The organism is Paenarthrobacter sp. TAF1, assembly GCF_052113825.1.
GTDB classification, from domain to species: domain Bacteria; phylum Actinomycetota; class Actinomycetes; order Actinomycetales; family Micrococcaceae; genus Arthrobacter; species Arthrobacter nicotinovorans.
In genome coordinates this window covers 101,366-119,795 of sequence record NZ_JBFRDO010000012.1, presented here as the reverse complement: position 1 = coordinate 119,795, position 18,430 = coordinate 101,366, and the positions used below count along the sequence as shown (strand labels likewise).

The following is an 18,430-nucleotide window of genomic DNA, read 5'->3' as shown; positions in this document are numbered from 1 at the left end:
TGGAGGCCCGAATTTCCGCCTGCAGTGGTTCGGAAACCTTCGGATCCGCTTGTGGCCGCAGAATATTTCACGGGTTGCCAAACACTGCAAGTCACACGGCCCAGCGACAAAACCCGGGAACGATGTGCCCTCCGGATTTTGCTAGGTTCAGTTTTGTCCAGTGAATGGATTAGTTCGACCATCTATCTCTTTGGGGGGAGGTAAAAAATATGGAGAACCAACTGGCTCAGATTGAGCAGCTTGATGAACTCGACGCACCCGGCTGGGGCGAGTGGGTTGCCGGAATCGGCGTAGGCGCAGTTGTTGGCGGCGGCCTGATTTACGGCGGAATCGCCATCGGCGTTGCGATCACCTGACACAGGAGATTGACCTTCCAGACCGTCAGACATGAAGCCTATGGGGAGGTGAAATGGAAACCACTCTTGATGTGAACAGCGAATTCAGTGCCCTCGTTGCCGGAATTGAACCCTTGGAGTCGCTTGACGCGGCTTGGAACTGGGGAGAATTCTTCGGCGGCGTGGCGATCGGAGTCGGTGCTGCAGGCGTTGTCGCCGGCGGCATCGGCATCGGCGTAGCCATCACCTAGGAAATGACAGTACTTGTGGGGGCCGGGCATTGTGATTCGGCCCCCACAGGCATTGTCCAAACATCAATCTGCAGAAAGAGTGACGACGCGAATGACTCAAAGCAAGGCATTCATCCCGCTCATCGCCGTACTTGGTGCATTGGTTGCCATCATGGGCGGTCTCACCGCGATGCTCGCGGCAACCGGAAACCAGCCAGTGCTTTTCGGCCTCACCTTGGCTATTGGCATGATCTTGCTTGTTGTGCTGGGCATCTTCATCGGACTCCTAAGAAAGCGCAGCTGACAACCATGCCAGTGGAGCCCATCGTTTCGATGACAGGCGTTGAAAAAAGGTACGGCCAAAAAACGGGAGTTTCAGGCGTCACCTTCGGCTTGGGCCGGGGTGAGTGTGTGGGGCTTCTGGGCCCCAACGGGGCGGGGAAATCCACGCTTTTGAAGATCTTGTGCGGTCTGATGCGGCCCACAGAGGGAAGCGTCCGGATCTTCAACCAGGATCCCGGGGCGGTGAAGGAGCCGGGCAAGACGCTTGGCTTTGTCTTTGACCCTGCCGGCCTCCCGCCGGACCTTACTGTCCGGGACTGCCTGACTATCGAATCGATGGCCCAAAACCTGGGACGCGGCGCCGTCGCCGCGGTTGCCGAGGACTTTGATCTGACGGAGTTCATGGGGCGGCGGGTCCGTAAGCTGTCCACAGGCCAGCGGCAGAGGGCAGCCTTGGCGGCTGCCATGATGGGTGGGCCCGATGTCCTGGTGTTGGACGAACCCATGAACGGACTCGACATCGAATCGACGCGCTGGCTTCGAATAAAAATCGAAGAACGCACCGCCCGCAACCAAACGACCCTCATTTCCAGCCACAATCTTTCGGAAGTCCGGCGGTTGGCGGACAGGGCAATTGTGGTCCGTACGACCCAACGCTATGACGGCCCTGTTCCCGAACTTGGGGATGCCGACTTGGAACGCTGGTACCTCTCCCTCGTCCATGATGGCTCGGAGAACACCCTGGACAAAGCCTCCAGTGCTGGAAAGGGTGACGCTTCGTGATACGCGCCGAAGTTTTCCGCCTGACCAGGGGATGGTCACTTCCCATCCTGCTCCTGACAGCCCTGGTGCTCAATGTCCTGGCTGCATATGGCACGTCCACGGGTTTCGATGCGGGACTCGCTGCCCCCGGTGCTTCAGAGAAGGCCACCGCGGCACTGGTGGGCCTCGGTTTCGGTGCCAGCCTCTTTTCCATGATTTTCGGGGCCATCAGCGTCACGCGTGATTTTGGCAATGCGTCCATCGGCCGGAGTGCATTCCTCTCAGGCGGCGCTGTGCGACTGCTGTCCCTGCGGGCCTTTGCCTTGGCGGTTCCCGCGATTGCCTTCGCGGTTGCAGGAACAGTTTCAGTGGTGGTGGTCGCCATGGTTGCCGTTTCCTCGAAGGGCGGCCACTTTGTCCTCGACGGCGACGGCCGCGCAACCCTGGCCGGAGTGTTCTTCACCATCATCTTCGCGGCCTACCTTGGTCATTTCATCGCCTGGCAGGGCAGGAAGTCCCTGCCCGTGGTTATCGCCCTGGTCGCGTGGACGCTGGTCTTGGAACCGAATCTGATCAACATTCTTCCTGCCGCGGGCAAGTTCCTGCCCGGCGGCGCGGGCCAAGCCATGACCCTTGATGCCTCGGCCACCTTTGACACGCTTCCAGTAGGTGCCGGTTATGCCGTCTATTTGGGATGGCTGGTGGTCCTGTTTGCCGCCGCGGGGATCCGGCTCAGACGAACGGACCTCCTGTGAGCAGCCAGTATCAGTGGCTCAGCCAGATCCGGCTCTCCGAGCAGGACGAGAGCGGGCGGATCCTCATCAGCACCGCTGCAGGTCCGGTCCTGCGTCTGCCGCAGGCCCTCGGAGAAATCGTCCGCGAAGCCCAGCAAGCATTGCCCGACGTGGATGCCCACGGTATCGCGGAACGGATACGTGCCGGCAGCGGGACGCAGAGTGGCCAGACCAAGACCGATCGTTCGCAGCTGACGGCGGCAGAAGTGCAACTGCTGCTGGACACGCTGGCAAAGAACCCGGCACTGGCCCGGCTGGACGTGTCTCCGGTCCGGCGCCTGCAGTTCCGAAAGCCATTTTCCATCCAGCTGACCCTTCTGGACCCATCGTGGCTGCTTGGCCGCATGCCCTGGACCCGGCGGATCATTCGTTCTTCCGGCTTTTGGTGGACTGTCGCCGCCCTCAACGGTGTGGGTGTGGCTGCCGTGGCCGTGCTGCTCATGGACCAGGGAAGCGCCCTTCATGACACCACGACGGTGACTGGCTACCTCTGGCTTTTGGTGGCCCTGTACCTTGCCGTCTTCATTCATGAGTTTTCCCACGCGGCGACGTTGGTCGCTTTCGGTGGCCGTTCGCACCGCGTCGGTTTCATGCTGTTCTATTTGGTTCCTGCTTTCTTCTGTGATGTAACGGATGCGTGGAACCTCAAGCCTGCTGATCGCGCCAAGGTTGCCTTGGCGGGCATCGCAGCCCAAGGAAATCTGGGTGCAATTGCCGGGGTCCTCTCCTTTGTTCTGCCCAGAGACCTTGCCACCCTTGCCGCGGCCTTTAGTGTGTTGTGTTTCCTCTACGGGCTGCTGAACCTGATCCCCTTCGTGAAGTTGGACGGGTACATCGCGTTGGTGGGATACCTCGACAAGCCAAACCTCCGGGCGAGCTGCATGGCAGAGTTCCAGGCATGGACCAGAGGCTTGATCTTCCGTCAGGGATCCCCGAGCCAGGTCCCGGCGTCCCCAAAGCGGCTGATCTTCGGATTCCTGTGCATCGTTTTCCCACTCTTGATCCTTATTGGAGTGGTGGCCGCTGCTGGAAGCTACCTGGCGTCATGGGGGAAAGTTGCAGCGTGGATCCAGTTGTTCCTGGCAGGTGGACTTGTCGTTTGGCTGCTGCTGAGGGGGATCGGCCATATGGTCGGACTGCGGAAATCCGGCATCGCCAAGGGTCCTGTAACGGTCTATGGCGCTGCACTGTTGCTTGCCGCAGTGGCACTGGTGGTCGTTGTTCCGTTCCCCAACAACGTTCGCGGCGGCCTTTACAGTGATGGTGATGGGCCCAGGTTCGTGGTCCTGGGAGGATCCGCTGGAGCAACGGGCGGGACAGTTGACCTGTTCGGGCCAGGGCTTGTGCCGGGCAGCAGGATCGGGACGGCGACAGCCGCCGGCGATCCCGAGCCGTGTACGGTTCCCCTGGCAGCAACGGTTGCCGTCAAGGAGTCGGACCTGACCCTGGACGCCCTGTGCGTCCGGCTGGACTATGCCGGCACGGCGCCCCGCACCGGCACGGCAGTATGGCAGGTCCCCGGCCAGACAATCGCCCAGTGGGTGGCCAATCTGGGAGCAAGGGCGGTCGGCCCATGATCCGCCCGAGGTTTACGGTTATTTGCCCCGCCTATAACCGCTCGGCTCCGATAGCGGCAACCATTGAGAGTGTCCTGAAACAAACCAGGGGAGACTTCGAACTACTTGTTGGCTCTGATGGTTCAACAGATGATACGGACGACATCGTCGCCGGGTTCGCACGCGCCGACAGCCGTGTGAAGTTAGTGCGGCTGGCCCACACGGGCGATCCCGGGTTGGTGCGAAACCGGCTGTGCGGGCAAGCCGGCCAGGGGTACGTGGCCTACATTGACCACGACGATGTGTGGCGGGAGGACCACTTGGCGGTTCTGGGGTCGGTCTTGGACTCTGGTGCAGAGTGGGCGGCCAGCGGTGGGGATTATCGCCATGACGACGGCTCGTCAACCATTCGCGGCGGACGCAGCCTGCTGTGGCATCCGGAACTTGCCGTGGTGGATCCCTACGCGGAGCCTTCCCGTGTGGCGCACAGGATGCCTGTCCTCACGGCGGCCGGCGGCTGGCGCAGAGCAGCCAGGGGACTGGAGGACTGGGACCTTTGGTGGCGTATGAGTTCCCGAGGGGCCGGCCTTCAGCCCGTGGATGAAACGACGGCGGTTGTGTCCATTTCCGGGACGACCCGCCGGCACACCTTGGACCACCACTTGGTGGTTCCTTTGGCGGGAACTGCCAGTGCGTCAGCGGCCCGGGCCGCGGTTGAAGACTGGTCCCAGGCGAGACTGGCCGAAGTATTTGCCGCGGACTTCCTCCGCTGGGCAGGGGAGATCGACCTCGACCCGCTGGTGATGTTGCCGTTGGCGAACAACGGGTCTGGCGGCTGCCTGCCGGAGGAAACGGCAGAACGCCCGGGCCCCTCAGTTTCAACCGCGCCGCACATGGCGTTCACTGTGGGTGCATTCCCTGGTGGTCACGATGGTTGGTTGGTGGGCATCGCAGCTCCTGTTGTCAGCCGTGGTCATCGCCAGGCGATGCAACGGGTCCTGAGGACGCGGTTCCCCGAAGCGATGGGGCGCCTGGAATCCGGAGTGTCGCTCCGGTGCGGGGGCATAGGCGAGCAGATGAAGAATGCACGATCCAAGAGGGGGAATCATGAGTGAAGAGTTGTTGGCGGAGCCCGCAATGTCAGAACGCCTGCGTTTGTGGCTTGAAGGAGGACGCCCCGGCCCCGGTATCCGGGACGCATTGATGGTGGGGGACGTGGACGAGGAGCGGATGCGGCTGTTGCCGGCGTCGGGCACCTCGCTCGTGTTCGTCGAGGAATCGCAGGTTGAGACAGCCAAATCCCTGACGACGTCGACCGTCGTCGGCTATAGCGGTGAGTTCTCCACCAACGGTGGCGAAATCGGGATCGGTGACAGCTTTGTCCTCCAGCTGGAGGGGTATGCAACTGCGCCCTATGTCGCGATCTCGTGTCCCACAGTTTTCTCACTTGATGAGGATGCAGACCGCGAAGCTGCTGCAGCCGACGCCGATACTGCCTTCGCGTCCGGGGTGTTTCCACGGTTTCTCCTGACGCAGTTGGTGACGGTCCTGGACCAGCAGTTCTGGCAGAACAGCGGACGGCTGGGGACTGACCCGGCCCGCCTTTACGTGGCCGAGGGGGGATCGGAGCTGCTTTCCGGTCCGGCCGGCGGATCAGTGGAGGTATCCGGCGACAGCTGCCGGACATCCGCCCCCGTAGCCGGTGAAGACAACGCCCGGCTGCTTGCGGATAACCCTGGTATCGGGCGCTTTTTTGGCGCGGCCAAAGTCCTCCGCGCTGCGCAGAGTCGTTTCCCCGCCGGCGTCCAGGTGGCAGGGTTCGGTTTCCGGCTGGTCCAGGGAGAAACCCCGGGTGAGCGGTCTCGGCGCGACAGTGTTTACGTGCTGGTCGCTGAAGACGCGTACTACCTGACGGACCTCAGCACGGGAAAGCTCAGCAAGGTTCCCAAGGATGTGGCCGAAGTGGTGGAGTGTGTCCTGTCTGCTGCGGAGCCGAGCCAGGAACTTCAGGCGCGGCTGGGCCTGAAGCTCTCAGGCAAGGACCTTTCTCCGGCGGCACAGATCCGCCGGAGCAAAGAACTGCAGAAGCTTTTCGAGCACCTCGCCATTGCTCCTGAAACGGAGACGCCCGGAATCCCCGCGGTGGCCGTCCCGGTGAACCCTGCCCTGACCATTGTTCCGGTCATCGTCACATGAGCGGGAAGCCGGCAACGTTATACACCGGACGGGGCGCAGAGCTCTACCATGCGATTGTTCAGTCTGACAGCTCGGAGCTGCGGGAGATCATCCGCTGCCTCCGGGGCAAGGACGCGCGGGTGCTTGAACTGGCGGCAGGTTCCGGGCGGATAACCTTGGCCGTCCTGCCGTTTGTCAGATCGGTGACCGCAGTGGACAATTCGGCTGAGCTCCTGTCCATCCTGCAGGAGGAACTGGCCAAGCCGGAGCGGGTCAAGAACGCAGCAAAAGTGGACGCGGTCCTGGCCGACATCCTGCGGTTGGAGCTGACGGACCAGTTCGACGCCGTGATTCTGGGGACTACCTCCCTTTGCCTCTTTGACGCGGACCAACGCCGCTCGCTCTTGGGCGACATCCAACGATGGCTGCTTCCCGGCGGGGAGCTCCTGATTTCCCTGCGGACCCCCGAGCTGGGGGGAAGTGACTTCTACGTGCACGAGGTTTCCCCTCAGCTGGCCATCGAGGAATCTTTTGATGTCACTGCCGGGACGTTCACCTCAAAGCTGGTGGAACGGAATGACGCCGGGGAACGGGTGGCGGAGTATTCCGTGACAACCCATTTGCTGACCGAGGCTGAGTTCAGGGCGGAACTGGGTGCTGCCGGGTTTGCTGTGGCAGCAGCATTCGATGTTGGCCCGCGGAACCGCGCAGATGCCATCGGCAATTACAAACTTTTCAGGGCCCATGCTTCAGCTGCGGGTGCCGGTATCAAGGAGGGCCACACGCATGGGTAGCGGGGATTACTTCGAGTTCTACTTGCCATCGAAGGACTGGGGCAATGCGGAGGCCGTCACGGCCCGCGGTAACACCGTTACGTTCTCCGACGGCAGTGAAGCGCTCTGCGGGATCAGCGGCCTGTGGAATGCCAGCCTGGGCTACGGCAACCTGGCGGTGGCCGAAGCGATCAACCACGCGAACCTCCACGCGGCTACCCTGCCCATATTCCGCAGGGGTAGTGCTTACTCCCGCGAAGCGGCCGCGCGGCTCCTGGAATTCGCACGGCCCCATGAATACGCATCGGTCTTCTATTCAACGTCCGGCAGTTCCGCTCTTGACGCCGTGGTGAAGCTCAGCCGGCAGTTCCACGACATCGCCGGTAACCCAAAACGCCGCCGCGTGATCAGCTTTACAGGCAGTTACCACGGAGTGACCATGGGGGCTATGGCCGTGACCGGGTCTTATCTCTTCCAGGACGTCTATCAAGTGGACCAACGGCTCAACATCAAGATCCCGTACGACGATGTCAATGCCTTGGAAATCGTGATGAAGAGGTTTGGCCCGGAAGTGGCAGCAGTCATCATGGAGCCCGTTCTTGGCTCCGGAACCTTACCTGTTCCACAGGAAATCGTTGATGCTGTTTACGCTTTCCGGGAGTCCGAGGGTTTCCTTGTTGTTGCCGACGAGGTGGCTACCGGTTTCCATAGAACGGGACCGAAATTCGCCAGCCACCTTTGGCCGCAACCGGACGTGATGGTGGTGAGCAAGGCCCTGACCAACGGCACCTGTGCAGCGTCTGCGCTCCTCCTGGGGCGCCGCGTAGTGGACTCGTTCGACCAGGCCCAGCAAGTCTTCTGGCATGGTGAGACCCAAGCCGGATCGCCGCAGTCCTGTGCAGCGATTGTGGCGACACTGGATGAAATCGAGCGGTTGGACATCGAAGAGTCGGCAGCCCGTGTGGGGAAGAAGCTGGCCGAATTTGTCAGCACCCTGGAGGGATTGTCCCCACGGGTCAAGGGATTTGGCCTGGGAGCGTTCCGGGCGGTCCAGCTGTTTGATGGGGCGGGGGAACTCATCGGAACGGACAAGGTGTTCGAGCTGGTGGGCGAGTGCCGCCGGCGCGGGGCGATTGTCCAGCCTTCTCCGGGGGCACTGCAATTCGTTCCGGCCCTCAACTATCCCGACGAGGAGCTGGATGTGCTCTTCTCACGGATCCACAGCGTTGTGGAGGACTACGTGGCCGGGAAGCCGGCGTGATCCCTGCTCCCGTCAGCAGGCCTCCCACCCCATTGCAGATTGCAGGAGCGGGGTCCGCCCGCCATCTGGCTGCCGGTTTCCGCGACACCAAGTCGGTATTGGTGGTGGACCCTGCCGTGATGGGTCGGGCCGAGAGACTTTTGGCCGGAGGATTCCTGTGGCTGGAAATTGCTCCGCCGGTGGTCAGCGCAGAACATGCAGCCGGGTTCGGCCGCAGGCTTCGGGAGCGCGGAGTGGAGCGTGTCCTCAGCGTTGGAGGCGGAAACACCATGGACTTCGCGAAGCTGGCGGTGTCCATGGCGGCGGATCCGTTGGTGGAATCAGTTGTGACCCGTAGCGGTGGCCCTGCCGGCGTGGTGGTCCTGCCCCGGCCGCTCAGTAGCCACATCGAAGTGTCCGCCATACCCACTACCTTTGGCACCGGGTCCGAGGTCACCTCAGGCGCCTGCTTCGAATCCGCTGGGCCGGCCGACGGTCACGGCGGATTCCGTGCCAAGAGCCTTGTCCTGCTGGAGGGACTGAAAACCTCGGCAGTCGCTTATGATCCGGAATTCCTTGAAGCGCCGCCCTGGCTCATTGCCGAAGGCCTCCTGGAACCGGCAGTCCGGCTCCTGACGTCCCTTGTTGAGGGGACCCCGGACCTGGCCTACTCCGATGCGCAGGGCAGCTGGCTCCTTGCGGAGGCAGGAGAACACTTGGCGGCCGGGCAGAAGACGGACTTCCGGTTGTCCCCGTCTGAACGAGTGGATGCTGCCCTGCTGAGCGCCGAATCGCACGCTGGTTGGTCCTTGCGCGGACGTGGCCCCGCGCCGTCGTCGCTCTGGTTTCCGGCCAACGAGCTGTCCATGGCTTTGGGTTTGCGCAAGAACCAAGCCTCCGCGCTCCTGCTGCGGCCCTGGTTGGAAGCTGTAGGCAACGGGAAGGCAGCATGGGGAAACCAGCGGAAACTGGACGAGCTCTGGCCCCTGGTTTCCGTTGGAGCCGCCGCTGCGGTGACCGCAACACTGAAGGGGCCCGACGGCGGTGCCTTGGTCGGCGGACTGGCCGGCGGAGACGGAATGCAGGTGGACGATCTGGCCGATTCCTTGGCCACCAGGACCCTTGGACGCTTCGGCCGTGGACGTCCCATGAAGCGGGCAGTGGGACATGGGGAGCTCGTGGATCTCTTTGCGGCTGCCTTGTCCCCTGCCAATTTCCAGCAAGCCGGCCTGCAGCAAACAGGGAGCGATTCATATGGCCGTTGACTATCAGCAGACACTGAATCCTGCGAACGGGCTTGCCCGCAGCGTCCGTGTGCTCCGTCCCGACGGGTCCACGAACCTGCTCTGGACCGTCGCAGTGGATATTGGTCAGGAACGACCCGATGAGGCGGACGCCGGAATCGACATGAGCTGGGTTGGCGCGGCCGGAATCCGGCGTGCGCCTACCCTTGCCCGTGCCGCCGGCGAAGCTGTTGAGCGCAGTGCTCTCATTCCCGGGACAAAACTGCCTGCCGGCGACGGATTTCCGATGGCTCCCCGCGGTGCGTCGTGGGGCGACATTTCCGTAGCGACGGATCTGCCTCTCTATACAGGAACAAGGTACAGCGGAGATGGCGCGACGGCGGCCGTTGCTGTCCCTGCGGCCGCGGTTGACTTTCCGCCGCTGCCCGGCGTGACAGACCTTTTTGACCCCGGCCCTTCCGGAACCGCAGCCGGCGTTGATCTGACCTCGGCGGCCAATTCTGCCGCGAAGGAGATCATCGAACGGAGCTCGGCGATGCTGGGTTGGGCACAACCGGAAGGAGCCCGGCGGTACGCCCTGCGTGATGAGGCGTTCGGCCGGCAGGCCCTGGACCTTGGCTCCGTGGCAGCCGCCCAGGGTGTGGAGCTGGAAGTCATCCGGCTTGAAGAGCCACACGGCCACGCGGTATGGATGGTGGTGGCCATTGACGGCGTTCAGGGGGTTGTGGGGGCGGGCCTCGGACTGGAACGGGACCCTTCCATCGGAGTACTCCGGGCCGTCCAGGAGTCGCTTCAGATCAGGTCGTTGCTCATCAATATGAAGAGTTTCGAGGGCGAAAAGGCCGTGTCCCTGCCGGTTGCGAACGAGATGGACAGAGCGCGGTATTGGGCCTCGGACGCCAGCATTGGGCGCATCCGTGGGTGGCTGGCGCGTATACCCCGGGCAGAGCGGTTTGCCGGAGCCGCGGAGCCGCCGCACGTCAAGGGAAAAAACGCCGCATGGCTGGAGAGCCTGCCGGAGCACACAGTGGTTGACCTGACGCCGCGCCTTCCGCCAGCCATCCGGGACATGGGCTGGTGTGTGGTGAAAATCTTCTGCGACACGTTGCAGCCACTGCGCATGTCCGATGCCCTGGAATGGAACGTCCTCCACCGTGGCAGCTTGTCCGGACCCGGCGGCCTGCAAGCAAACGTGCTCCCGCATCCCTTCATCTAGGAACCCTGCGTCGATCGGGGCCTGCTGGTAAGGAGCGGGGGCTAGTCTTGGGCCATGACGACTCGAGCCAATGAACTCACCGCACTTGTTACTGGAGCAACTGCCGGGCTCGGTGCCGAGTTCGCCCGTCAGCTCGCCGAGTCGGGACACCACCTGGTTTTGGTGGCAAGGGACGAGCAGCGGTTGAAGGAAAAAGCCGCGGAGCTTGAACGCGACTTCAGCATCCTGGCAGAGGTGCTGCCCGCGGACCTGACCACCGACGTCGGCGTTTCGGCTGTGGCGGACCGCCTCCGGGACGCTGCGAGGCCGGTGGATGTGCTGATCAACAACGCCGGAGTGGGGCTCTTGAAGTCGTTCGAGGACAACGAATTGGCCGAGGAACGCCGCCATTTGAGGCTGCACGTCCAAACGCCCATGGAACTGTGCCATGCCGCGCTGGAAGTGATGCTGGCCCGCGGCAAGGGCCGGATCATCAATGTGGCCAGTGTTGCCGCCTTCGCCAACCGGGGCACCTACTCCGCAGCCAAGGCATGGCAGGTGACGTTCAGCCGTTGGGCCAACACCACCTATGCCAAGTCCGGGGTGCTGGTCACTGCCGTCTGCCCGGGCTTCACCCACACCGAATTCCACGACCGCATGGGCATGGACAAATCGGTGGCCCCCCGCTTCCTGTGGCTCACCGCGGAGCGTGTGGTGCGGGAAGGCCTGGAGGACAACGCCAAGGGGAAGGGCGTTTCCATCCCCACCAAACGGTACAAAGTGGTCAGCTTCTTCGCTCGCGTTCTTCCGGCAAAGCTGACCGCCGGACCACCGCGCCGGCCGCTGGAGCCCTAACTCCCGTTCGCCAACGCGTCGACAAGCCGCGCGAGTGGATCCGGAGCTTGGCCCGCTGGCAGGGCTGCCACCAACAGGGGCGCGTAGCGGATCTTGTTCCCGCTGCGTCCACCAAAGAAACGGCGTAGTTGCGACGGAACCGGCTGTCCTCGTTGCGAAGGCTGGCGTTGGAGCAGCCGGAACGACGCCAGCTCACCCTGGGCGTCGATGACACCGAGCACGGCATCAATGCCGAGGCAGCGTATGAGTTCGTCCTCAAGATCAGCACGGCAAATCTGGAATCCGAGTTCGTCCAAGGGGCCCGCGCCGAGTCCGGCCCGGCCCAGCGCGCGGGCAACGCCACGGGACTCGCCCTCGTCGCACAGCCCAAGGAGCCGGTGGTTTGCGCCGGCCGGGCCGTAAATATCGAGGTAACGGACAATGCTGGTGGCGCCTCCCATGGGGACCACCGATACATGCGCCGCGTCCAGGTCATATCCGCGACGGCGCGCGAGCATCTCGACCGCGAGCCGGTCGCTTTCGCCTTCGACCAGGACAGTCGTCGCCTGCATTGAACCAGTATGCCGCAGGCAGCTGAAGACGGGGCCCGTGGATGTCAGGCCGGGAGTGCCTTGGTGCGCGGCTTCCGCACGAACACCGCCACCGAGATTCCGACCACTGCACCTATGAACGTCTCAATGGCGCGTTCCATCACCAGCACACCCGGGTCCATCGGAGCCGCAAGCTGCGCGATCAGCAGGACTACCGGCGTGAAGAACACCATCGCCCAGCCGTAATGCCGGGCCATGAACAGCTCCGTGGGGAACTGGCAGAGCATCACCACGACAGCCAGGACCAGGGCGGAATGGCCGGGGAAGTACTGCAGTGGCGACAACGGACCAGGGAAGAGGACGACGGCGACCACCGCCAACCCGAGGAACGTCCCCACAATGCGGTGGATGCCCCGGTGGACGCGGCTTGGGAGGTCGGCACCGGCCAGCGGCACTGCGGCTGCAGCCATGGCCCAGTGCGGGTGGCCGCTGCCGCTCAGAACACCGATGGCGCCGGCCGCGCTCACCGCCAAGGAGTAGCGCGCGGCATGGACCAGGGCTGCATGGCGAAGCGCGCCCCGGAGGGCAGGGGCTTCCCGCGCAGCACCGGCCACCCAGGTGCGGCGCCGGAACCAGCCGGCGAAACCGACCACCAAGGAGAAGGCAGCCGAGGCAGCTCCGATGAGTACCGCCGTCGAGAAGGGCACGCTGGTGGGGACGGAAGCGCAGGCGCCCAACGCGAGGATGCCAAAGAACGGTCCGATCGGTTTGAGGCGGACGCGGTCCGAGTACAGGGACCCGGCACCGGCAAACAGGGTAGCCACCAGCACCAGCCACCAAGAATGGATGTGGTTCACGGACAGGAAAACGCCGATCGTAAGTCCGCCCACCAGGATCAACGCGGCCTGTGCCTGGTGCTTGAGCCGGAGTTGGTGGGGCTCGTTGCGGCCGTACATCCCCGTGAGCGCACCGAAAACTGCGTACAGCATGAGGTCGGGGCGGCCGACGAGGATCAGGAAGAGCCCAGGCAGCGCAACGCTCAGGGCGACCCTCACGGCGGAAAGACGATCGTTGTTCGCCGGGCCAAGACGGTGGAGTTCGCGGGCGTGCATCAGAAGTGCGGGCACAGGGAACACCACCAATCATTCAGGGTTTGCTTTCGAAATTATCAGGGCTGTCCGTACGCCGCCATAAGCCCGGTCACAACCCGTAGTGAACCGGGGCATGCCGAACCGGGAACGTCTGGGAAGATCGAGGTATGCCTGTCGCCTTCGTTTGCCGCACCCGCTCCAGCATGTCGCCGCAGGAGCTGTTCGACCTGTCACGGAACATCGACGCCCACGTGGGGTCGATGACCAAGAGTCGTGAGAAAGCCATCGCCGGGGTGACGTCCGGGTTGATCTCGGAAGGCGAGACCGTCACCTGGCAGGCCTGGCACATGGGAGTCCGGTTCCGCATGACCAGCCGCATCGTGCGGATGGAGGCTCCGGCGTCGTTCTCTGACGAACAGGTGAAGGGCCCCTTCAAGTACCTCCGCCACACGCATGAGTTCCGGCCCGAGGGCAGCGGGACACTGATGGTGGACACGATCGAATTCGCGGCGCCGTTCGGACCGCTGGGCCGGCTGGCGGAAAAGCTGGTCCTCGCCCGGTACATGCAGAACCTCATTGAAGAACGTAATAAATTCCTGGTGGCTCCTCCCGCGCTGGACGCACGGCAATGATCCGGCTGGCCCACTCGGACGACCTGCAGATGATGCAGGACATCGAGCGCGCCGCGGGGGAGACTTTCCGGCAGCTCGGCATGGACCAGATCGCGGACGACGAGCCTTTTCCCGTGGAAACGTTGGGCGCCTACGCGGCAGCCGGACGTGCTTGGGTGTACGTCGACGGACTCGACTATCCGGTGGCGTACTTGCTGGCCGACGTCGTCGATGGAAACGGCCACGTGGAGCAGGTCAGCGTCCACCCCGACTACGCACATCAGGGCATCGGCCACGAACTGCTGCACGCCGCGCGGATCTGGACGCGCGGCCACGGCATGCAACGGCAAACATTGAGCACGTTCCGGGATGTGCCCTGGAACGCTCCGTACTATCGTCGGCTTGGTTTTCAAGTGCTCGACGCCGGCAGCTGGGGTCCGGAGCTCACTCACCTCATGGAACACGAGGCACAGTTGGGGCTGACCCGTTGGCCGCGGGTGGCGATGTGGCGTCCTGCAGTTCCTCCGGTGTAATTATTCAGCTACGAGTTCAACCTCGTAGCTGTCGGTGTTGAGCAGGTAGGCGGCGTAGTGGTCTGGACCGCCGGCATGCGGATACTTGGACTCGAACATCTCGTACCAGCCCGCGTCCGCGCCGAGCGACCGGATCCTGTCCACGTTCTCCCGCGTGCCTGCGTGAAAGGCCACGTGGTTGACCCCGGGATCGGTCCGGCGGTGGGCCGTACCCGTGATGGCATCGGTCTGTTCCACCACCACGTACGTCCCGCCGAGCTTCCAACTGCACCCGGTGGGCCACTGCTGGAACGGCTCGTAGCCGAGCTGGCCCAGGAGCCAACCCCACTCTTCCCTGGCGCGTTCAAGGAACGGCACCCAGATTTCCAGATGGTGGATCGAGCCGACAGGCCCCCGGGATTGTGCAGTTTCCTCACGCATGCGCCGAGTCTACGAGGTCCGCGCCCGTTCCACATCCGCCGCGCTCGCCGCGTCGCCGGAGGCACGGAGCCCGGCAATCACGCCGTCAACATCCGCTGGAGTACGGTTCTGGCTGAGTTTGGTCTTCGCCTCCACCCGGGTAATCACGAGTTCGACGCCGACAATCGCCCTCAGTTGTCCGGCAATGAACCGCTCGGGTGCTTCATCCACCGTCCACGGCCGGGGCATACCGGCCTCGTGCTGCCCGGAGAGGCGACGGACATGCCGGCCCAGCCATTCGGCGTCGTCGTGAACAACAAGCTCACCGTAGACATGCGCTGTGGAGTAGTTCCAGGTTGGCACCACACGGCCGTGCTCGGCTTTCGACGCGTACCACGAGGGCGAAATGTACGCGTCCGCGCCTTGGACGATCATCAGGGCTTCACCGGTAACGGGGGAGGACCATTGGGTGTTGTTCCGGGCCATGTGGGCCTGCAGCGCCCCGTGCTCACCGACCGCCGGTTCGTACACGAACGGCAGGAGGGTGGCGAGCAGCCCGTGCGGCGTCATGGTGACAAGGTTGGCGGCCCCGCTGTGGTTGAGCAGATGGGCCATGGCCTCATCGGATGCCGCGAAATGCGCTGGGGTGTACATGTTTTCTTCCTTTCAGTGCGTTCAGGATTTCGACGGCGGGTTGAGCCTTACGCGGACAGCGGCTCCTGCGCAGAGGACCACCGCCAGTCCGCCCACAACGGTGGTCCACGTCATCGGCTCGCCCAGAAACAGCCCGGCCCACGCGATGCTCATGACGGGTTGGACCAGTTGGATCTGGCTGACCTGAGCCATGGGACCGATCGCGAGTCCGTGGTACCAGGCGAAGAAGCCCAGGAACATGCTCACGACCCCCAGGTAGGCGAAACACAACCACTGGACGGGTGACGCGGCGGGCATTCCGGAACCCAGCGAGACCAGTGTCAGCACGATCATGACGGGGGAGGCCACCACCAATGCCCAGGAGATGGTCTGCCAGGCGCCCAATTCACGGGCCAGCAGTCCGCCCTCTGCGTAGCCGATGGCTGCAGCCAGGACAGCACCGAGCAGCAGGAGATCAGCCCAGTGCAGGGAGCCGAATCCGCCGGACTGGACCAGGGCGAAAACCAGGGCGGCTACGACACCTACTGCCGTGAGGATCCAGAACAATGGACGGGGGCGTTCCCGGCCGCGGATCACCGCTATCGTGGCGGTGGCGGCGGGCAGTAGCGCGATCACGACAGCACCGTGGCTTGCAGAGGTGCTGGTGAGGGCGAAGGTCGTCAGCAAGGGGAAACCTGCCACGATCCCGCCCGCTACTACGGCCAAGCGGAACCATTGACGGCCGCGGGGGAAGCGTTGACGGGTCAGGCCCAGTGCCAGCGCGGCAAGGAGGGCCGCAACCACTGCCCTTCCGGCTCCGATGAAGAGGGGAGACATGCCCTCTACAGCCACGCGGGTCAGTGGGACCGTGAAGGAGAATGCCAAGACGCCGAGGAGCCCCCACCAGATGCCGGTCGAGGTCTTGGTGGATATCACTGGCCGCGAAAGTGTAGTAGCGCTACTATTGTGACTCATGAACAACGATAGCAGTTCCCGGATCGTCTCGCGAGTAAAAGAGTGGATCGCCGGTGCCGCTCCGGGAGCAAAACTGCCATCTACCAGGCAACTCGTCGCGGAGTACCAGGCGAGCCCCGTAACGGTGCAAAAAGCGCTGCGAACCCTCACCGCCCAAGGCCTGATCGAGAGCCGGCCGGGCGTGGGGACGTTCGTTCGCGCCTACCGCACGGCCAGGCCCTCCGACTACGGCTGGCAGACAGCCGCCCTGCGATCGGCCCAAACCGCCAGGCCATTGAACTCCGCCGCCATGCGCAGCGCCTCCAACGACGTCATCGCTTTCCATTCCGGCTATCCTGCTCGGGAACTCCTCCCGGAGCGGCAGGTCCGCGCCGCGCTGACCCGCGCAGCCCGAGGCGATGCCGCGTTGTCGCGGCCCCCAGCGCAGGGTTTTCCGGAACTCCAATCCTGGTTCGCGCAGGAGCTCAGTACCTCAACGCCGGTGGGCGTCACGCCTCCCCAGCCGAGCGACGTCGTCATTCTTCCCGGGAGCCAAAGCGGACTGAGTTCGATTTTCCGCGGCCTGGTGGGCCATGGGCAGCCGCTGCTGGTGGAGTCCCCAAGCTACTGGGGAGCGCTGCTTGCCGCCGGGCAGGCGGGCGTGAACGTCATTCCTGTCCCCAGCGGCCCGGAGGGGCCGGACCCGGACGAACTGGACAGGGCTTTCGAGGAATCCGGGGCGAGGCTCTTCTATGCGCAGCCCAACTTCGCCAATCCCACGGGCGCTCAGTGGTCCGCGGAGCGCGGCGAGGAAGTGCTGCGGATCGTTCAGCGTCACGGGGCTTTCCTTGTGGAGGACGACTGGGCCCACGATTTTGGCATCACGGCGCCGTCGGTGCCCGTCGCGGCAAAGGACGACTCCGGGCACGTCGTCTACATCCGCTCCCTGACCAAAAGCGTCTCGCCATCCATCCGGGTGGCTGCGATCATCGCCCGCGGCCCCGCCCGTGAGCGGATCATGGGCGCCCAGGCTGCCGAGTCGATGTACGTCAGCGGGCTGCTGCAGGCGGCAGCGCTCGACGTCGTCACCCAGCCCGCGTGGCAAACGCACCTTCGCGGACTCAGTCATCAGCTGCAGTCGCGGCGCGACCTCCTGGTCACCAGCCTCCGCGAGCACGTACCGCAGGCGCACCTGAGCCACCTTCCCAAGGGCGGTTTGAACCTTTGGCTGCGGATGCCGGACGGGTTCGGTGTCGAGCAGCTCACCAAGGATTGCGAAGCGGCCGGCGTCCTGATTGCGGCCGGGACCGAGTGGTTCCCGGCAGAACCGGAAGGCCCCTACATCCGGCTCAACTACGCCGGTCCGAATCCCGGTCGATTCCCTGATGGGGCGCGGATTATCGGCGAGGCAATGGCTGCACAATCGGCCTAACGGGCGGTAGCTTCCGGGTCCAAGGCCGGCATGCCGGTGGGAGTTTCGAACTCCGGTTCGCCGTGGCTTAGATCGACATCCGACTCCCGGATGGCAAATCTCATGGCGGCTTCGGCCGCTTCAGGGTCACCCTGTTCGACCGCGTCCAGGACCCGCTTATGGTCCGGTACCGGGTCCAGCCAATGGCCGCCCGGGTGGTGCTGGATTCGGTTGCGGGCGCTCAGGGCGTGGACGATCACAACATCAAGTCGCATCATCAGTTCGTTGTGAGTGGCACGCAGCAAGTTCAAATGGAAGTCCTGGTCCGCCGCCGCGAGCCTTTCCACATCCCTTCCGGCGGCTTCGAATTCTGCGAATGACTTCTTGAGGGCTTCCAGGTCCTCCGCCCGCCGGAACCGGGCGGCAAGTTTCGCCGCCGCTGGTTCAATGACGTCCCTCAGCTGCGACAGCTCAGCCAAGAGGCGGTCGTCGTCGCGACGGGCGGAGCGCCGCCACTTGATCACGTCGCTGTCCAACAGCTTCCACATCTTGCGGTCGTTGACGATGGTTCCCCTGCGTGGCCACGAATCGATGAGGCCCTTCTCGCGGATGACGCGCAGTGCCTCCCGCATCGCGGTTTTGCTCACTCCGAACTCCGGCTCCAGCGAGTCGACATCGATCCGCGTCCCTGGCGGGTAATCGCCGCGGACGATGCGTAGGCCGAGCATGTCCACGAGCTCGGAGTGCAGGTTCGTCATAGCCGTACCCTACCCTTTGAAGCTGACTATTGCCTTTATACCTATTATTAGTAATAATCCTATCTATGT

The 18,430-nt window shown here is 63.8% G+C and carries 22 protein-coding genes; 16 read left to right on the top strand and 6 right to left on the bottom strand.

The genetic code is table 11. The features are described 5' to 3' along the window. Nucleotides 1-209 precede the first annotated feature (209 nt). From AB4Y81_RS15510 to AB4Y81_RS15450, 13 genes are all read left to right on the top strand, one after another. Entirely contained in the window at nt 210-356 is a 147-nt protein-coding gene (locus AB4Y81_RS15510; protein ID WP_018778973.1) for a hypothetical protein, read from the top strand. A gap of 53 nt (nt 357-409) precedes the next feature. After that, nucleotides 410-586 carry a hypothetical protein gene (locus tag AB4Y81_RS15505; protein WP_018778972.1) on the top strand — a complete coding sequence of 59 codons (177 nt, stop codon included), beginning with the start codon at nt 410-412 and terminating at the stop codon, nt 584-586. Nucleotides 587-677: 91 nt separating this feature from the next. Beyond that, a complete protein-coding gene (locus AB4Y81_RS15500) occupies nt 678-869 on the top strand; it encodes a hypothetical protein (protein WP_018778971.1) in 192 nt (63 codons plus the stop codon). 5 nt (nt 870-874) lie between these two features. Further along, nucleotides 875-1,630: an ABC transporter ATP-binding protein gene (locus AB4Y81_RS15495; protein ID WP_018778970.1), complete on the top strand. Its 756-nt coding sequence runs from the start codon at nt 875-877 to the stop codon at nt 1,628-1,630. Then, entirely contained in the window at nt 1,627-2,364 is a 738-nt protein-coding gene (locus AB4Y81_RS15490) for a hypothetical protein (protein ID WP_018778969.1), read from the top strand. The genes AB4Y81_RS15495 and AB4Y81_RS15490 overlap by 4 nt, the downstream gene beginning before the upstream one ends. Beyond that, complete coding sequence (gene mpaP, locus AB4Y81_RS15485) at nt 2,361-3,980, top strand: daptide biosynthesis intramembrane metalloprotease (protein ID WP_018778968.1); 1,620 nt, start codon at nt 2,361-2,363, stop codon at nt 3,978-3,980. Before AB4Y81_RS15490 ends, mpaP begins: the two co-directional genes overlap by 4 nt. Then, complete coding sequence (locus tag AB4Y81_RS15480) at nt 3,977-5,074, top strand: glycosyltransferase family 2 protein (protein WP_441996211.1); 1,098 nt, start codon at nt 3,977-3,979, stop codon at nt 5,072-5,074. The genes mpaP and AB4Y81_RS15480 overlap by 4 nt, the downstream gene beginning before the upstream one ends. Beyond that, complete coding sequence (locus tag AB4Y81_RS15475) at nt 5,067-6,155, top strand: hypothetical protein (RefSeq protein ID WP_018778966.1); 1,089 nt, start codon at nt 5,067-5,069, stop codon at nt 6,153-6,155. The genes AB4Y81_RS15480 and AB4Y81_RS15475 overlap by 8 nt, the downstream gene beginning before the upstream one ends. Continuing rightward, nucleotides 6,152-6,928 (top strand): class I SAM-dependent methyltransferase, encoded by a 777-nt coding sequence (locus AB4Y81_RS15470; RefSeq protein ID WP_018778965.1) that lies wholly within the window; start codon nt 6,152-6,154, stop codon nt 6,926-6,928. Before AB4Y81_RS15475 ends, AB4Y81_RS15470 begins: the two co-directional genes overlap by 4 nt. Then, nucleotides 6,921-8,168: an aminotransferase class III-fold pyridoxal phosphate-dependent enzyme gene (locus tag AB4Y81_RS15465; protein WP_018778964.1), complete on the top strand. Its 1,248-nt coding sequence runs from the start codon at nt 6,921-6,923 to the stop codon at nt 8,166-8,168. The genes AB4Y81_RS15470 and AB4Y81_RS15465 overlap by 8 nt, the downstream gene beginning before the upstream one ends. Beyond that, nucleotides 8,165-9,412 carry an iron-containing alcohol dehydrogenase gene (locus tag AB4Y81_RS15460; protein WP_431229990.1) on the top strand — a complete coding sequence of 416 codons (1,248 nt, stop codon included), beginning with the start codon at nt 8,165-8,167 and terminating at the stop codon, nt 9,410-9,412. Before AB4Y81_RS15465 ends, AB4Y81_RS15460 begins: the two co-directional genes overlap by 4 nt. Beyond that, nucleotides 9,402-10,607, top strand: coding sequence for a YcaO-like family protein (locus AB4Y81_RS15455; RefSeq protein ID WP_018778962.1), 1,206 nt, complete (start codon nt 9,402-9,404; stop codon nt 10,605-10,607). The genes AB4Y81_RS15460 and AB4Y81_RS15455 overlap by 11 nt, the downstream gene beginning before the upstream one ends. A 54-nt stretch (nt 10,608-10,661) precedes the next feature. Next, the gene (locus AB4Y81_RS15450) at nt 10,662-11,441 is read left to right on the top strand and encodes an SDR family NAD(P)-dependent oxidoreductase (RefSeq protein WP_018778961.1); all 780 of its coding nucleotides are present in this window, start codon (nt 10,662-10,664) and stop codon (nt 11,439-11,441) included. Here AB4Y81_RS15450 and AB4Y81_RS15445 read toward each other — a convergent pair. Both AB4Y81_RS15445 and AB4Y81_RS15440 read right to left on the bottom strand, forming a co-directional pair. Further along, nucleotides 11,438-11,992: a TOPRIM nucleotidyl transferase/hydrolase domain-containing protein gene (locus tag AB4Y81_RS15445; protein WP_110505944.1), complete on the bottom strand. Its 555-nt coding sequence runs from the start codon at nt 11,990-11,992 to the stop codon at nt 11,438-11,440. The genes AB4Y81_RS15450 and AB4Y81_RS15445 overlap by 4 nt on opposite strands. A gap of 44 nt (nt 11,993-12,036) precedes the next feature. Next, on the bottom strand, nt 12,037-13,107 hold the full coding sequence (locus tag AB4Y81_RS15440; RefSeq protein ID WP_431230579.1) for an FUSC family protein: 1,071 nt from the start codon (nt 13,105-13,107) through the stop codon (nt 12,037-12,039). Nucleotides 13,108-13,229: 122 nt separating this feature from the next. Between AB4Y81_RS15440 and AB4Y81_RS15435 the strand changes: the two genes are divergently transcribed. Then, complete coding sequence (locus AB4Y81_RS15435) at nt 13,230-13,694, top strand: SRPBCC family protein (protein WP_431229991.1); 465 nt, start codon at nt 13,230-13,232, stop codon at nt 13,692-13,694. Further along, nucleotides 13,691-14,206 carry a GNAT family N-acetyltransferase gene (locus AB4Y81_RS15430; protein WP_431229992.1) on the top strand — a complete coding sequence of 172 codons (516 nt, stop codon included), beginning with the start codon at nt 13,691-13,693 and terminating at the stop codon, nt 14,204-14,206. Before AB4Y81_RS15435 ends, AB4Y81_RS15430 begins: the two co-directional genes overlap by 4 nt. On the opposite strand, the gene AB4Y81_RS15425 is transcribed toward AB4Y81_RS15430, so the two are convergent. From AB4Y81_RS15425 to AB4Y81_RS15415, 3 genes are read right to left on the bottom strand one after another with little or no spacing between them, the layout of a single operon-like run. Further along, nucleotides 14,207-14,626, bottom strand: a complete 420-nt coding sequence (locus AB4Y81_RS15425) for a VOC family protein (protein ID WP_018778956.1) — start codon at nt 14,624-14,626, stop codon at nt 14,207-14,209. A gap of 9 nt (nt 14,627-14,635) precedes the next feature. Further along, on the bottom strand, nt 14,636-15,259 hold the full coding sequence (locus AB4Y81_RS15420) for an FMN-binding negative transcriptional regulator (protein WP_039239311.1): 624 nt from the start codon (nt 15,257-15,259) through the stop codon (nt 14,636-14,638). A 21-nt stretch (nt 15,260-15,280) separates the two neighbouring features. Further along, the gene (locus AB4Y81_RS15415) at nt 15,281-16,213 is read right to left on the bottom strand and encodes a DMT family transporter (protein WP_441996210.1); all 933 of its coding nucleotides are present in this window, start codon (nt 16,211-16,213) and stop codon (nt 15,281-15,283) included. On the opposite strand from AB4Y81_RS15415, the gene AB4Y81_RS15410 reads away from it, so the two are divergent. Beyond that, nucleotides 16,212-17,624, top strand: a complete 1,413-nt coding sequence (locus AB4Y81_RS15410; RefSeq protein ID WP_441996209.1) for an aminotransferase-like domain-containing protein — start codon at nt 16,212-16,214, stop codon at nt 17,622-17,624. The genes AB4Y81_RS15415 and AB4Y81_RS15410 overlap by 2 nt on opposite strands. Here AB4Y81_RS15410 and AB4Y81_RS15405 read toward each other — a convergent pair. Continuing rightward, complete coding sequence (locus tag AB4Y81_RS15405) at nt 17,621-18,361, bottom strand: FadR/GntR family transcriptional regulator (protein WP_441996208.1); 741 nt, start codon at nt 18,359-18,361, stop codon at nt 17,621-17,623. The two genes, AB4Y81_RS15410 and AB4Y81_RS15405, sit on opposite strands and share 4 nt — an antisense overlap. Nucleotides 18,362-18,430: the final 69 nt, after the last annotated feature.

Excerpts from the sequence above, each read along its gene's own strand:
- AB4Y81_RS15510 (WP_018778973.1), top strand. The coding sequence starts at position 210 with ATGGAGAACCAACTGGCTCAGATTGAGCAGCTTGATGAACTCGACGCA.
- AB4Y81_RS15505 (WP_018778972.1), top strand. The coding sequence starts at position 410 with ATGGAAACCACTCTTGATGTGAACAGCGAATTCAGTGCCCTCGTTGCC.
- AB4Y81_RS15500 (WP_018778971.1), top strand. The coding sequence starts at position 678 with ATGACTCAAAGCAAGGCATTCATCCCGCTCATCGCCGTACTTGGTGCA.
- AB4Y81_RS15495 (WP_018778970.1), top strand. The coding sequence starts at position 875 with ATGCCAGTGGAGCCCATCGTTTCGATGACAGGCGTTGAAAAAAGGTAC.
- AB4Y81_RS15480 (WP_441996211.1), top strand. The coding sequence starts at position 3,977 with ATGATCCGCCCGAGGTTTACGGTTATTTGCCCCGCCTATAACCGCTCG.
- AB4Y81_RS15475 (WP_018778966.1), top strand. The coding sequence starts at position 5,067 with ATGAGTGAAGAGTTGTTGGCGGAGCCCGCAATGTCAGAACGCCTGCGT.
- AB4Y81_RS15470 (WP_018778965.1), top strand. The coding sequence starts at position 6,152 with ATGAGCGGGAAGCCGGCAACGTTATACACCGGACGGGGCGCAGAGCTC.
- AB4Y81_RS15465 (WP_018778964.1), top strand. The coding sequence starts at position 6,921 with ATGGGTAGCGGGGATTACTTCGAGTTCTACTTGCCATCGAAGGACTGG.
- AB4Y81_RS15455 (WP_018778962.1), top strand. The coding sequence starts at position 9,402 with ATGGCCGTTGACTATCAGCAGACACTGAATCCTGCGAACGGGCTTGCC.
- AB4Y81_RS15450 (WP_018778961.1), top strand. The coding sequence starts at position 10,662 with ATGACGACTCGAGCCAATGAACTCACCGCACTTGTTACTGGAGCAACT.
- AB4Y81_RS15445 (WP_110505944.1), bottom strand. The coding sequence starts at position 11,992 with ATGCAGGCGACGACTGTCCTGGTCGAAGGCGAAAGCGACCGGCTCGCG.
- AB4Y81_RS15435 (WP_431229991.1), top strand. The coding sequence starts at position 13,230 with ATGCCTGTCGCCTTCGTTTGCCGCACCCGCTCCAGCATGTCGCCGCAG.
- AB4Y81_RS15430 (WP_431229992.1), top strand. The coding sequence starts at position 13,691 with ATGATCCGGCTGGCCCACTCGGACGACCTGCAGATGATGCAGGACATC.
- AB4Y81_RS15425 (WP_018778956.1), bottom strand. The coding sequence starts at position 14,626 with ATGCGTGAGGAAACTGCACAATCCCGGGGGCCTGTCGGCTCGATCCAC.
- AB4Y81_RS15420 (WP_039239311.1), bottom strand. The coding sequence starts at position 15,259 with ATGTACACCCCAGCGCATTTCGCGGCATCCGATGAGGCCATGGCCCAT.
- AB4Y81_RS15410 (WP_441996209.1), top strand. The coding sequence starts at position 16,212 with ATGAACAACGATAGCAGTTCCCGGATCGTCTCGCGAGTAAAAGAGTGG.
- AB4Y81_RS15415 (WP_441996210.1), bottom strand. The coding sequence starts at position 16,213 with ATGAGTCACAATAGTAGCGCTACTACACTTTCGCGGCCAGTGATATCC.
- AB4Y81_RS15405 (WP_441996208.1), bottom strand. The coding sequence starts at position 18,361 with ATGACGAACCTGCACTCCGAGCTCGTGGACATGCTCGGCCTACGCATC.